The following is a 13396-nucleotide window of genomic DNA, read 5'->3' as shown; positions in this document are numbered from 1 at the left end:
GAGTATGGACCCGGTATTCAATCGAGTACAATTAGTAAAACTTAATGGGAGTGCCGATAGGCCAGAAGACGGCTTCATATTTTCTCCCCAAGAATACGGAGATGGATCTTCACGGTTGCCGATTTGGTATCGGGAGCTTGGCCAAAATTATAGCGACTTCGTTTTTGTTTTTATCGGCAGCAGTCTTAATGAGCCTTTGTTTCAGCACGCGATTTCGGAAATGCGATCGACCGTAAAGCGATCTCCGATCCGCGGGTATGTCATTACCCCATCGGCTACGCAAATTGAGGCTTATCACCTTGATAGCCTCAACCTCCAGCACGTCCCAGGAACCTTAGCTGATTTTGCTACATGGCTAGAAACTGAAATCCCAAAGCCGCCGACTACATGGGAACTCGCGACAGCGAGGCGGCCTGAGCTTCGCAATATCAGCGATAAGCTATCGGATGCACAGAAGCGGGCGCTAAATAGCGTCACCGTCGTGGGTCCAACGACTATTCCGCTGTCCAAAAAGGCCTCTACCGGCACAATAAGAGAGTTTTACAAGGGATACAAACCGTCGTGGAGCGATATTGTCGATGAGGTTCCTGCGTCGCTAGAATCGTTCGATTCATTTTCCAGCGCTGTGTTGGACAATCATAACGGGAAAACCTGTATTGCCCTCGTAGGGCCTGCTGGATCTGGTAAGACCACGGCTCTAATGACGACAGCGCTATACATAAGTCGCACGACGCGGCTCCCTGTATATTTTCTGAGGGATTCAGTTTCTGACATAAAGAATGTCATAATTTCTCTCGAACAGATAAACACAGGTGGATTTTATCTATTTATAGATAAAATCGATCCGATGGCGCGCGAAGTTTATGAGGCGCTTGCGAGCGCAAGTACAAGAAATATCTGCATTGTATTCTCCGAGCGCCAGAATATCTGGAGCCGGCGGGTGAAGGCTACATTAGATTCTGTCACGCCAACAGTTCAAACAATTGGACGTGTTACGAAGCCTGACGTTAAAGCGATCTTAGACAAGCTTAAAACGTTCGGACCGTGGACTCGCCTTGAGGCAATGACCAGTGCCCAGCGTCAAGCAGAACTCTTTCAAAAAGCGGATCGGCAGCTCCTAATCGGTATGCTTGAGGCGACAACCGGATTAGGATTCATCGAAATTATCAAGAACGATTTTTCTCATTTAGGTAGCGTAGAACATCAGCAGTTTTTGATTTTAGTCGGACTAGCAAGTACGCACCGTTCATCTCTTAGCGCCCAGATAGTCGGCTCTTCCTTGATAAGCCTTGGCATAGCGCAAGACGTGAACGCGATGACAAGGGAAACGGAAGGCGTCGTCGTATCCAACGACAAGAGATATTCGGCGCGTCATCCAGTTTACGTTCGGGAGCTATTTGAAAAGGTAACACCTCCAAAAATGGTTCGCGACTGCTTAGTGGCACTTCTTGAGGCTTTTTCCGACTATCAGACACTGAACCGCCCCGGGATTGCCGGAGGCCCTAACTCCTGAGAGGAAGGGTCTACGATGAGCAAGACGACGAACAAGTTTGCACCGGAGGTTCGTGAGCGGGCCGTCCGCATGGTGCTGGACCACGAAGGCGACCATCCGTCCCGCTGGGCGGCGATCATATCCATTGCCGAGAAGATCGGCTGTTCGGGGCACACGCTGCTAGAGTGGGTAAAGAAGGCTGAGGTGAACAGCGGCAAACGTCCTGGCGTTCCCACCGAACTGGCAGACCGTTTGAAGGCGCTGGAGCGCGAGAACCGTGAGCTTCGCCAGGCCAACGAGATTCTGCGCAAGGCGTCGGCATATTTTGCCCAGGCGGAGCTCGACCGCCCGTTCAAGCGATGACTGCCTTCATTGACGAGCATCGGGATGAGTATGGGGTCGAGCCGATCTGCCGGGTTCTGCCGATCGCCCCATCCACCTATCATGAACGTGTGGCATCGCGACGCGATCCCTCGCGCCTGTCACCACGTGTCCAGCGTGATGAGGCCATGAAGCCCGAGGTTCGGCGCGTGTTCGATGCCAACTTCAAGGTCTACGGCGTGCGCAAGGTGTGGCGGCAGATGCAGCGGGAGGGCTTTGATATTGCCCGCTGCACAGTGGAGCGGTTGATGCGTGATTTGGGCCTGCAGGGCGTGATCCGGGGCAAGCCGGTGAAGACGACGATCAGCGACAAGGCGGCTCCGTGTCCGCTCGATCAGGTCAACCGTCAGTTCCATGCGCCGGCACCGAACATGCTGTGGGTGTCGGACTTCACCTATGTCGCGACGTGGTCGGGGTTCGTCTACGTGGCCTTCGTGATCGACGTATACGCCCGCTATATTGTGGGCTGGCGGGTGAGCAGGACGGCCCATGCCAGCTTTGTGCTCGACGCCCTGGAGCAGGCAATCCATGATCGGCGACCAGTTCATCATGGCGGCCTGATCCACCACAGCGACCGCGGCAGCCAATATGTCTCGATCAAGTATACCGAGCGCCTTGCCGAGGCTGGGATCGAGCCATCGGTCGGGAGTGTGGGCGACAGTTATGACAACGCCTTGGCGGAGACCATCAACGGCCTTTACAAGGCCGAGGTGATCCACCGGCGAGGACCGTGGCGATCCTTTGAAGCCGTTGAATACGCCACTCTCGAATGGGTAGACTGGTTCAACAACCGGCGGTTGCTCGCGCCCATTGGCAACATCCCGCCTGCCGAAGCCGAGGAGCGCTACTACGCCATGCTGGACGAAACACCCATGGCCGCATAATTTAAACCAAATGGCCTCCGGCAATCCCGGGGCGGTTCAGAATGCTTCGGCATTGTTGGTAAAATTGATCTGGAATTCCGCCATCCAGTGGTGCCACTCATTCTGTTGATATCCGCCGTAAGCGGACTTCAAAAGGCGAATAGCGTCAAACACGCAGGACTTACCTGACCCGTTTGCACCGGCGATTACAACGGTGCTTTTCAAACCCTTGAGGCACAATTCCCTGATACCGCGAAAGTTTTTAACATCGATTTCTTCGATCCGCATTGTGCCCCTCTTTGCCGTTGCAGCCGCAGCTTATATGCAAATGGGATTACTCATGATGCCGGGGCGGCGGCAAGGTAGATCTTAATCGTCCGTTTCCGATACAATCTTCCCGCATGTATCGAAAATTAGACTCTACATATATTCGTTACATTGATAGTTTCGTTATACCGATTCGATACAAGGATGACGAAATGAGCCGCGCTTTTGCTTATTGCCGTGTTAGCACTGGTGATCAGACGACAGATAATCAGGTAAGGGAGATTGCTGCGGCTGGCTTCGCGGTCGATCCCAAGCGCATCGTTGCTGAAACTGTTTCCGGCTCTATCGCTGCGATGGAGCGCAAGGGCTTTGCCAAACTGGTTGACCGTTTGGAAGCCGGGGATATTCTCATCGTCACGAAGCTCGACAGGCTAGGCCGCAACGCTATGGACGTAAGGGGCACGGTCGAGCGGCTGGCAGCAGAAGGTGTGAAGGTTCACTGCCTTGCTCTTGGTGGCGTGGACCTGACCAGCCCAGCGGGAAAGATGACTATGGGTGTCATCGCTGCCGTTGCCGAATTCGAACGCGATTTGCTGGTTGAACGGACGCAGGCAGGGTTGAAGCGGGCCAAGGCAGAAGGCAAGACGTTAGGCCGTCCGCAGGCTCTTACTGATGATCAGCAGCGCATTATCATTGAAAAGCGGAAGCAAGGAATTTCCCTTGGTGCATTGGCAAGGGAATATCAGGTAAGCCGCGCCGCTATTCAAAGAGTGGAAAAGCGCGCTGCATAAGCCGAAGTGGTGCAGCGGTATGCGCGGGGAACAGCATGGCTGACATTCGACCATTCCGACCTGAGAGGCGATTGAAGTCATTAGAGGAATGTGAAGGCCCGCGCCTACGCTTCATGCCATTGTCGAACAAGGGGATCAGCCCCTTCATCATTGTGCCTATCGGACTGATGGTAGGCGCGGGATTGGCCTACCTTCTTTCATTCTGATCGGTGGCCGGTTTTCTCGCCAGCCGTTTCACCCCCAACGCAATGCCCTGCCATTCCGGCGGGGTATTTTTTTGCCTTTTGAGAAAGGGCGATGTCCTACAGTTTCATGACCCGGATGAAACCGGTCCGTGCAGTATTTTCCGTAGGGAAAATGTCATCCTCACAGGAGCATCGATCCATATTCTTCTATCCAGTTTGCGGAGGAATAGGCGGCCAATCCTAGGCGCAAAACACCATTGCCTACGCCCTGTTTGTATCCGAATTCAGCTATAGCGACATCCTGGGCAGGCTGGTGTTCCAAGTGGACCTAGACATCCGCGAAATTTCCTGTGGACATCTTTCTTTATAAGGATTTGATTTTAAACGTATTTGCTTTGTCAAAGCTTTCATTTCACTTTTTTGACCGCCGACCCTGTTGACTTGGGCGCGTACATGGGGGTTCATAGTCCGTAGGACTTAACTCCCTGATTTCGGCTAAGGAGACCACCTGCTGAACAAACATGACCTCACAAAAATCGCATTGATTTTAGTGGCTGTGTTTTTTCGAGGTGGTTATGAATCGTTGGCAGGCGCTTGTCGAAATTGTGAAATCCTTCAATGAGCAAGGGTCGACCCGGCTTGCTTTTGCAACCGTGTGTGTGGTCGCTGTGGTCCCGTTATTGTTGGGCTACGTTGCGATCCTACATGCCGATGACCTATCTCGCTTGCTCCCCATATTATGGCAATCATCCGGCTAGGTTTCTCCATATGCGGAGCAAGGTGCCGGTCGGTTTGGAAAGCTGCCCGGCGGCAAACGACCACTTTCTGCCGGTTCTTCGTTCCTGACATCTTCTCGAAACCGGACATTCACCAAGCTATGAGAAAAGCGGGTTGATGAACGGCACTTCGATGGAGTTAACTATGGATCGTGGTATTACCGATGCAACTGACAAGCAAATTATCGGCTACATTGATGAATGTGCGCCTGTAGAACCTTATCCCATCAACATAACCCTTCAATTGGACAATGCCGAAGAGGCTCTTGCTATGGTCGAGGCCATTGCTGGCTTACTGCGAACCACTAAAAAGGATTTCATATTCGATATTCAGACTGCGGCATCTAGCACTGCCTTGGATAGAGCCTACGTATTTAAACAATTTCTAGCCCTTCAGGATGTGTTGATGGCCTCCATTGAAAAGCATGATTTGGAATGCTGGGGCAAAATGCGCCAGTTCGATCACTACATCAGCCAAGCGTGATAACCGGCGGCTGCGCTGCTAACCCGCCGGTCTCCTATCCACCCTTCTCAGCCATAAAACGGCAAATTTCAGATGGATGAAGGTCAATCGACCTGACCTGTCCATCTGAAATGCCCCCACAGCCCTCTCAGAGGCCCGTCAGGCACGGATAGGAGGCTTGAGGCTACTACCCTACCTCTCGCCAATAAAAGACCTCCAACGGGCTTTAAAATCTCCCATGTTCAAATATAGATCGAACATCTTTAAGTAAATGCAATAGACAACAATCAAGACTTTTAGGTTTAATGCAATAGTTCCTCTAAATCTGGAAACAATGGCATTGGATTTGGTTCGGGTGGTTCTACGACATTGGGATCGTATATCCCGATGGTTGCCCATTCCATCTTCCAGTTAATTACCGCTGATCCATTTTCAAAATGGATTATTCCAGCGCCATCCCGCGCCACGTCAAATCGGCAGCGTAGATTCTCATCATAGTGGCCTACCAGTAGCGTTCCGTCGCTCAACCCAACCAAGAATCTATCATCATCCTCATAAGGGACGGAAAGAACCGTTTCGATATCACCCGATATTTTCACCCGGACAGAATCGGGAATGGGTTCAATACGCACACCCATGAGAATCGCCTTTCCTATTTAAGAACAAAAAGAGAACATATGTGGCAGGAAAGGAGTCGGCAATGGGCAATATCGATGGTTCATTTCTGATGGGCGTGGCGGCGCTGATTACCAGCCTTGCCGCTTTGGTGAAGGCGTTTCGCGTTCGAAACAGATAGTCGGAACCAAGGGGTTTACGGCAACACCCTGTTTTGCCATGAGGATGAGGCAGCTTGAGGTAAGCAGGCTGTGGGGCGTGGAATCCCCTTTGTCACAAGGCTCGGTCGAGTTTCTCGGCCGGGTGCCTGCGTGCTGTCCAAGGTTTCGGCCCAAAAGCGCAGGGCCTTGTCCTTGTGCAGGGATTCCAACACCCGGCTTCGGTCGGGCTATGCCTCCAACATAAATAGGGGGCAGAATGCCATTTAAACGTTATTGGACAGCCGCCGCAATTGGGGCCGCGCTCATAACCTCACCTGCAATTGCAAAGAAGGGGCAGCCCCCTGTCACGCTTGGCGAGCTAAGTGCATCACCGGCGAACATCATGGCGGGCGTCCGCGCAGCCGCACAAAGCTACCTCAAAGACCCCTATAGCGCGCAATATGAAATAGGCGCTCTGTACCCCGGCTACTGCAAAGAGGGCTGGTTGAAAGGCAACGGCGTGTCTTGGAAAGGATGGGCAGTCAACGTCCTCATCAATGCCCGCAATTCTTATGGCGGCTATACCGGATACCAGCCGCACACAGTGCTGTTCGTGGGCGACAATGCCTTTCAAATTATTGAGGGTGAGAACTTCGGCATGTGGGGGCCGAAAAAGGGCATGTTGGGCTTAGGCGGCGGCGCTGGCGTGTGTCAGATAATTCAGGAGTGATGCCATGAAGCGAACTGGTCTCATCCTTATAGCGGTAGGCGCTGCCCTTTTCCTGTACGCCATGCTGTTATTCGATCCCTCTGTGGCGGTCGGTAGCTATGGAGGGTATGGCGGCGGCAGGGTCATCAACATCGGCCTTCAACAGCAACAAATGATGATGGCAATCGCTGGGGCCGCGCTCTTTATCGGCGGCATCGTTCTATATGGCATATCATTCACAACGGCGGCCAACGCCAGCCGTGAAACACAGGCGAATGCTCAGCCATCCGGCGATGCGCCAGCCAGCCTAAAAACCTACACTGGGGAAGAATTGGCTGATTTGGGGGTAGTGCCTGATGGGAATTCCTATCAAGCGCTAGGAAAATCATTCCAGACCGATCAGGAAGCCGCCAGCTATGTGAGAATGGAACGGTTAAGATCAAAGCTCTCATAGAAATACGAATATAATAAAGCGCCCCAGAATATTTCTAAGGGCGTTTTATTTGACTTGGCCGTTTGGGCAGCCAGAAGGCCGCAATGGCACTGTATGGGTCTTAAAATGACCATGAGAGCATATTCACGGCTAAACCTACTCCGTTTTAAGTGCGGGGGTCATGCCGATGTGCTTCTCAAACATTTCGATCAGCACTTTCCGGGCAATTTCCACTTTCGAAACAGGAACAATGAGGGAATCGTGAACCGGCAGGGCTGGAATGCCTTGACCCACTGTAAGGGCATGAACGGTATCCACGATGACCTTGCTTTCCAGATATTGCAGATCGCCCCATCGGATTTCGCTGCTTTCCCAATCCCGCAGCAGGGGATGCTTTTCCAGAACAGCGGCTTGAACGGCCTTGATGGAATATGCCTTAAGGTCGATGCCCTTCTTATCTTTGACCTTTGCAACTACGTCCTTGTGCCAGCGCGTGTGAAAGCCCTTGTGGCCCAAGGTCATCGTCACCCAAGCTTTTATGACGGCGCGGGGGAAGCCTTCTATTTCATAGGCGTGAACGGAATCGATAGGGATGCCATGGCAGGCATATAGAATCGTCAAATGCGAGGCCGTGAGGTCTATTTCCTTCGTTGCCTCCCCATTGATGGTAATGGTGGCCCGAACCGTTTCAGGAAATTGCTGATAATAGCCTCCTAAGGCGTAAAGCCTGCCGCCCTTGTTCCAGCCGTTAGGGCCGCCATTAACGTTGCTAAACCCACGATAAAATAGGCTGTGGACCTCATAGTCACTATAGGCGCGGTAAGGCTCATTGGGGCGCTTATCCTCTGCCCAAAGAATGAAGGAGGGGCGGCAATGGTTGATCTCGTTGACCTGCTGACCCAATGCGGCGGCAACGGCATCATCTGGGCTGATGGGAAGGAGCGCCCCTTTCAATCGCTTATTCCAGTCCTTCACCGCCGCAGAGCGCACCAAAACCGGGTTCGGGTTATATGATCCGGTGGGCGGGGGTCGGAAATGACCGGACCAATCAACAGCGCAGACGCGAAAATCCGCAGCATATTTGAGGAAGGCTGGCGTAAGCCGATAGCGGGTGGCCATTCCCGGTTGATTGGGCTTTTCCGACTGCCAGAAGCCCATGACCACTTCCAGATACCCAAGAGCCTTCATGCCTTGAATAGCGGTTGTGAATGGACGGTAGCCGACCGCAGCCCCTTTGAAACCTGACGGATGCAGCGAACGGTAATGATAATCCGCCGGATGGCGCATTAGATCAGCTAATAGACCACCAACGGTCTGCCGAAGCTTGCTTGACTGGTTTTTGCCACAGGCGAGGGCGTGAACTTCAAGATAGAGAGCGTCGACCAGTGCAATCATGGCAGGGGATGAAGGCGTGCTGGAAAGCGTCAAATAGCGGGCATTTGCTAATGCCTCCGCATCAATATCACCATCATGCGTGACGGGTGAGGCGTCATCAACGGCAGGGTGGATAGTAAGCAATCTGTTTCTCCAAATGTATAGCCGATACAGGCGTCCATTTGGGGTAGTGGCCAAATACCACGGCGCAATGCTTCTTAATAAGATTGTTTTGTATGATGTCTTTGTATTCTCATAAAGAGATCAAAAAATAAAAACGTAACAAGTTATAGATAACTTCTCTCTATGATTATTATTTTTTTTCTTAATTTATATTCTTATATATAACGTTTAGGTATATTTATAATTATGTTATCTGAAATACGAAATGAATCCATAGCTTTTAAACATACATCAATCTGAGAAAGGAAATGGATTTATAATCCGGGTAAAAATAATCGAAAATGAAGGAATATCGGCAGGGTTATGGCTCGATGATCAGATATCATGGAGATTTTTCTCAAATTCACATGGGGATGTGATTTTATAAGCATTTTCAGTCCATTACTGACATTGCAAGGCTATCTAGAAGCGTCTCAAAAACTATCTTGCCGTTGAAGATTAGGTAATGAGTGCCAGCCCGCACAACGCCAAAGCCATATGCCTTGGCAACCTTGAGTAGGGTTGTCTCAGAGGTCTTGCTTGTAATGGTGATGGCCTTGCGTTTGGTGATGCCCCCGTCCACCTTCAACGCCTTGGCTTCCACCAGCTTCCTGAGATATTCGTGTTCGGAAAGAGGAATAAAGCAGGCGGTGTAAGGGCTGTCGATCATCTTCGCTGGGCGGCTCATCGGCTGGCCTCCTGATGCAGGAAGCTTTCCAGATCGGCCACATAGTAGAAACGCCGTCCGCCTAGCTTATGGCTTTTGGGACCAAGCCCTTTCCCCTGCCATTCAGCCAGCGTCTTCGAGCTAAAGCCCAAAAAGGCGGCAGCATCCTCACGGGTGAGTCTTCCACGGATGCCGGATAGAGCTTGGGACAGCGATATTCTCATATTACTTTGGTGCATTTAAAAAATCCTTCCTTAATTGGGGAAGGCCATCGCTTAGCGTGATGAAAAATCGGCCGTCAATCGATGTTGGTACAGTATAGTGTCTATTTTAGTTGTAGGTATGTAGTGGTTATAAATAAGATTTTGTTTCTAAAAAAGAGTTTGACTCCATCGATTTTGCTGGTGCACGATAATTTCATTTTTATGGAGTCGTTGTGTCAGTTAAATTCTCTAAACTTACTCGTCCTGCAATTCGAGCTTTGCAACCGGGCGGCAAACTGCATGAGCATGGTATCCATGTAGAAAAGCTGGCTAACGGTGATGCCCGCTATAAAATCAACATCATGGTGGATGGTCGGCGAATCCACCGGGTTATCGGTCGGGAGAGTGATGGCGTCACACGGCAGCAAGTTGAAGATGCCATCGAAACGCTGAGAACCAAGGCGAGAGAAGATCGGCTAGACCTTCCCAAGGGTAGGAAGATTGCAATGTCATTCGCCGCAGCGGCAGACGACTATCTTGTTCGGTTGGGAGAGTCGGGTGGTAAAAACATTCGGGCAAAGCGACAGCATCTGGCAATGCACCTCAAGCCGTATTTCGGTAAGGATCGGCTGGATAAGATCGCGACATTCGATGTTGATTGTTACAGGAAAGAGAGGGGAGAGGCTGGCGCTTCGGATGCCACGATCAACCGCGAATTTGCTACCCTATCTCATATGTTCCGTTCGGCAGTATCTTGGAAATGGATCGGTGCTGATCGCGTGCCTGAATTGAAGAAGGCTGCCGAAGAACTAAAGCCGATCACGATCCTTTCAGAGGCGGAGTCTGATGCACTAATGGCGGCAGCTATGGCGGATGACGATGATCGTCTCTGGTTGTTTGTCGCTTTTGGACTCGGTGCAGCCATGCGTCATCGTGAGATTCTACGGGTTCGTTATGACCAGATCGATTTCGAACACCGCCGCATATTTATTCCTCAAGCTAAAGCAGGGCAGAGGGAGCAGCCTATCACGCCAAGCCTGACAGCGGCTCTTCGTCGCCAGCGTAAGGCAGATGGTGATTCGTCTGGTTGGATTTTTCCTGCCGCTAATGGTGACGAATCAAAGGTAGGCTATCGGACCAATATGGGGCGTCAGTTTGCTCGCGCTGTGGAAAGGGCGAAGCTAGATACCTCGAAAATCACCCCGCATACGATGAGGCATACGGCGATCACGCGGTTGGTTCAGGCTGGTGTCGATCTACCGACGATACAAAGGATCAGCGGGCACAAGACCTTGGCAATGGTGCTGCGTTATACCCATATCTACGGCCAGCATATCGATGAGGCTATTAACGCCATCGACCGCCCAATTCCTGTCGGCATTACACCAGAATTACACACAAATATCAGGGGTCAAGGACAAGCTATTGCGGCTTAGAAAAAAGTCATTATAAATCAATGGCTTACTGGAGGCCCGACCGAGAATCGAACTCGGGTGCACGGATTTGCAGTCCGCTGCGTCACCACTCCGCCATCGGGCCTCGGCGTGGGTGGCCGCAAATGTGCGGCTTTTTATGCAAAGTCAAGCAGCGCTATGATATTGTCCCGCAAGATTCTGGCGATCGGGCGCGGAAAGCCGCTTGGCGTGGCCAGTCCGCTGATTTAGAGGTCCCGAAATTATATCCTTTGCTGTATTGCCTTATTAATACAGTCATCATAGAAGCTATCCTGATCGAGGAATTGTCGTGACCGAGCAGAATTTTTCATCGATGCGGACCGCCATGGTCGAAAGCCAGCTTCGCACCAGCGATGTGGATGATCAGCGCGTGATCGCGGCGATGGCCCATGTCGCGCGGGAGGATTTCGTGCCGGCCGAGCGGCGCGCCATGACCTATGTCGACCGCCCGATCCCGCTGGCTGGCGGGCGCGCGCTCAATCCGCCGCTGGTGACGGGCCGTCTGCTCAAGGAAGCGCAGATCGTCGAGGGCGACAAGGTGCTGCTGATCGGCGCCGCTACCGGCTACAGCGCGGCGCTGCTCGCGACGCTGGGCGCGAAGGTGACGGCGGTCGAGGAAGAGGGCGGGGCGGAGATCGCGGTGGCTGGCGTTTCGGTCGTTCGCGGTCCGCTGAAGGCCGGTTCCGCCGCCGGCGCGCCCTATGATATGCTGTTCATCGACGGCGCAGTGGAGGAAGTGCCCGCCGCGCTCGTTCAGCAGCTTGCCGATGGCGCGCGGGTGGTGACGGGTATTGTCGAGCGCGGCGTCACCCGTCTGTGCAGCGGCCGGGTGGTGTCGGGCGTGCTGGGTCTGTCCCGCCTCGCTGATTTGGAAATGGTTGTGCTTCCGGGCTTTGCCGCGCCGGAACGATTTGTGTTCTGAGGGAGCGATTGGGGAGGACATGACGGCGAAAGTTCAGTTTTCGGGGCGCAACGCCCTATTCCTGCTGCTGTCGATGTCCTCCGCCCTGGCCGGCGCGGCCCATGCGGAGACGTTGCAGGGCGCGCTCGCCAAGGCCTATCGGTCCAATCCGACCCTGACGGGCGCGCGCGCCGGGCAGCGGGCGACCGATGAGACCGTGCCGATCCAGAAGGCGGCGGGGCGTCCCGGGCTGGACGCGACGGGCAGCTATTCCGAAAGCATCCTGAAGCCGACGATCAGCTTCACCTCGCCGCAGCGGACGCTGAACGCGAATGCTCAGTTGAGTGTGCCGCTCTATACGGGCGGCAGCGTGCGCAACGGCATCAAGGCCGCCAAGACGCGGGTGGCGGCCGGGCAGGCCGATCTGCGCGGTACGGAGGCGGCCGTTTTTTCGCAGGTCGTCGCCGCCTATATGGACGTCATCCGCAACAGCGCGGTGGTTGCGCTCAACCAGGCCAATGTGCGGGCGCTGGAGGTCAATCTCCAGGCCACCAGCGACCGGTTCGAGGTGGGCGACGTGACCCGCACCGACGTCGCGCAATCCGAGTCGCGGCTGGCGCTGGCGCGGTCCGACCTGCAGGGCGCGGATGCCAATCTCATCACTGCCCGCGAAAATTACATCGCGCTGGTGGGCGATGCGCCGGACAATCTGGAGCCGCCGCCGCCCTTGCCGGGCCTGCCCGCGACGCCCGACAGCGCCGTGCAGGTGGCGCTCAAGGACAATCCGGACATTCTCGCTGCGAAAAAGCTGCGGGAAGCGCAGCAATTCGACGTGCGCGCGGCCAAGGGCACGGTGCTGCCGACGGTGACCGCCTTCACCCAGGCCGGCTACACCAATTATCTCGACACGCTGACCAGCAGCGCCACCGGATCGCAGATCAACAAGCAGGCGGCGGCGGGCGTCCAACTGAACATCCCCTTCTATCAGGGCGGCCGTCCGGCGGCGCAGGTGCGGCGCAGCCAAGCGCTGGAATCGCAGGCGATGGAGAAGGAAATCGAGGTCGAGCGCAGCGTGATCGCGCAGGCGCGGTCGGCCTATGCGAGCTGGCAGGCCTCGCTGGAGAGCATCCAGTCGAATCAGAAGGCGGTCGACGCGGCGAACCTGTCGCTGGAAGGGGTGCGGGCGGAAAATTCCGTCGGTAGCCGCACCATCCTCGACATATTGAATGCCGAGCAGGAGGCGGTGAACGCCAAGGTTCAATTGGTGACGGCGCGGCGCAACGCCTATGTCGCGGGTTTCAGCCTGCTCGCCGCCATGGGCCATGCGGAGGCGGACGATCTGAACCTGGAGGCGGGCGCGCTCTACGACCCGATGGTCAATTACGACCGGGTGAAGGGCAAGTGGTTCGATTGGGATTTCGACCCGGCGCCGAAGCTGCAATCGACGCGCACCGTTGACTCCCCGGCGCAAAACGCCAATGTGGACCCCGGTTTGGCGCAGCCTTAACGCAATTTTAACC

Annotated in this window: 14 protein-coding genes, 1 tRNA gene and 1 other annotated feature; of the genes, 9 read left to right on the top strand and 6 right to left on the bottom strand. The window is 53.9% G+C overall.

The genetic code is table 11. From position 1 onward, the window contains the following. Window positions 1-4: 4 nt before the first annotated feature. Window positions 5-1513 (top strand): hypothetical protein, encoded by a 1509-nt coding sequence (locus tag HUK72_RS08915; protein WP_176596470.1) that lies wholly within the window; start codon window positions 5-7, stop codon window positions 1511-1513. A 15-nt stretch (window positions 1514-1528) separates the two neighbouring features. Next, a protein-coding gene (locus tag HUK72_RS08910) for an IS3 family transposase (protein ID WP_169576924.1) occupies window positions 1529-2757 on the top strand; the annotation gives its coding sequence in 2 pieces (ribosomal slippage) (window positions 1529-1817 and window positions 1817-2757; 1230 coding nt in all). Beyond that, window positions 1810-1926: a sequence feature (AL1L pseudoknot), on the top strand. It overlaps the preceding gene by 117 nt. Window positions 2758-2793: 36 nt before the next feature. Here HUK72_RS08910 and HUK72_RS08905 read toward each other — a convergent pair. Then, window positions 2794-3024 carry an AAA family ATPase gene (locus HUK72_RS08905; RefSeq protein ID WP_176596469.1) on the bottom strand — a complete coding sequence of 77 codons (231 nt, stop codon included), beginning with the start codon at window positions 3022-3024 and terminating at the stop codon, window positions 2794-2796. A gap of 191 nt (window positions 3025-3215) precedes the next feature. On the opposite strand from HUK72_RS08905, the gene HUK72_RS08900 reads away from it, so the two are divergent. Both HUK72_RS08900 and HUK72_RS08895 read left to right on the top strand, forming a co-directional pair. Continuing rightward, window positions 3216-3794, top strand: coding sequence for a recombinase family protein (locus tag HUK72_RS08900; protein ID WP_176596468.1), 579 nt, complete (start codon window positions 3216-3218; stop codon window positions 3792-3794). A 1079-nt stretch (window positions 3795-4873) separates the two neighbouring features. Continuing rightward, the gene (locus HUK72_RS08895) at window positions 4874-5239 is read left to right on the top strand and encodes a hypothetical protein (protein WP_176596467.1); all 366 of its coding nucleotides are present in this window, start codon (window positions 4874-4876) and stop codon (window positions 5237-5239) included. 281 nt (window positions 5240-5520) lie between these two features. On the opposite strand, the gene HUK72_RS08890 is transcribed toward HUK72_RS08895, so the two are convergent. After that, entirely contained in the window at window positions 5521-5856 is a 336-nt protein-coding gene (locus tag HUK72_RS08890; protein ID WP_176596466.1) for a hypothetical protein, read from the bottom strand. A 394-nt stretch (window positions 5857-6250) separates the two neighbouring features. Between HUK72_RS08890 and HUK72_RS08885 the strand changes: the two genes are divergently transcribed. Together HUK72_RS08885 and HUK72_RS08880 are read left to right on the top strand one after the other, a co-directional pair. Next, window positions 6251-6703, top strand: coding sequence for a hypothetical protein (locus HUK72_RS08885; protein ID WP_176596465.1), 453 nt, complete (start codon window positions 6251-6253; stop codon window positions 6701-6703). Between the two features lie 4 nt (window positions 6704-6707). Further along, entirely contained in the window at window positions 6708-7136 is a 429-nt protein-coding gene (locus HUK72_RS08880; RefSeq protein ID WP_176596464.1) for a hypothetical protein, read from the top strand. A gap of 135 nt (window positions 7137-7271) precedes the next feature. Here HUK72_RS08880 and HUK72_RS08875 read toward each other — a convergent pair whose 3' ends face one another. The 3 genes from HUK72_RS08875 to HUK72_RS08865 all read right to left on the bottom strand — a co-directional run bounded on the left by HUK72_RS08875 (window position 7272) and on the right by HUK72_RS08865 (window position 9557). After that, complete coding sequence (locus HUK72_RS08875) at window positions 7272-8633, bottom strand: hypothetical protein (protein WP_176596463.1); 1362 nt, start codon at window positions 8631-8633, stop codon at window positions 7272-7274. Window positions 8634-9045: 412 nt separating this feature from the next. Then, window positions 9046-9339, bottom strand: coding sequence for a hypothetical protein (locus tag HUK72_RS08870; protein WP_176596462.1), 294 nt, complete (start codon window positions 9337-9339; stop codon window positions 9046-9048). Then, a complete protein-coding gene (locus tag HUK72_RS08865; RefSeq protein ID WP_255325651.1) occupies window positions 9336-9557 on the bottom strand; it encodes an AlpA family transcriptional regulator in 222 nt (73 codons plus the stop codon). Before HUK72_RS08865 ends, HUK72_RS08870 begins: the two co-directional genes overlap by 4 nt. A gap of 197 nt (window positions 9558-9754) precedes the next feature. Between HUK72_RS08865 and HUK72_RS08860 the strand changes: the two genes are divergently transcribed. Next, window positions 9755-10957, top strand: coding sequence for a site-specific integrase (locus tag HUK72_RS08860; RefSeq protein WP_176596461.1), 1203 nt, complete (start codon window positions 9755-9757; stop codon window positions 10955-10957). A 29-nt stretch (window positions 10958-10986) separates the two neighbouring features. Here the strand turns inward: HUK72_RS08860 and HUK72_RS08855 are convergent. Then, window positions 10987-11060: transfer RNA gene (locus HUK72_RS08855), tRNA-Cys, on the bottom strand. A gap of 204 nt (window positions 11061-11264) precedes the next feature. On the opposite strand from HUK72_RS08855, the gene HUK72_RS08850 reads away from it, so the two are divergent. After that, entirely contained in the window at window positions 11265-11897 is a 633-nt protein-coding gene (locus tag HUK72_RS08850) for a protein-L-isoaspartate O-methyltransferase (protein ID WP_176596460.1), read from the top strand. 19 nt (window positions 11898-11916) lie between these two features. Next, a complete protein-coding gene (locus tag HUK72_RS08845) occupies window positions 11917-13383 on the top strand; it encodes a TolC family outer membrane protein (RefSeq protein WP_176596459.1) in 1467 nt (488 codons plus the stop codon). Window positions 13384-13396 lie beyond the last annotated feature (13 nt).

Origin of the sequence: Sphingobium sp. 15-1 (assembly GCF_013375535.1) — a bacterium.
Lineage (GTDB): Bacteria > Pseudomonadota > Alphaproteobacteria > Sphingomonadales > Sphingomonadaceae > Sphingobium > Sphingobium aromaticivastans.
The sequence above is the reverse complement of the archived record's forward strand: the minus strand, read 5'-3'. Positions and strand labels throughout refer to the sequence as shown.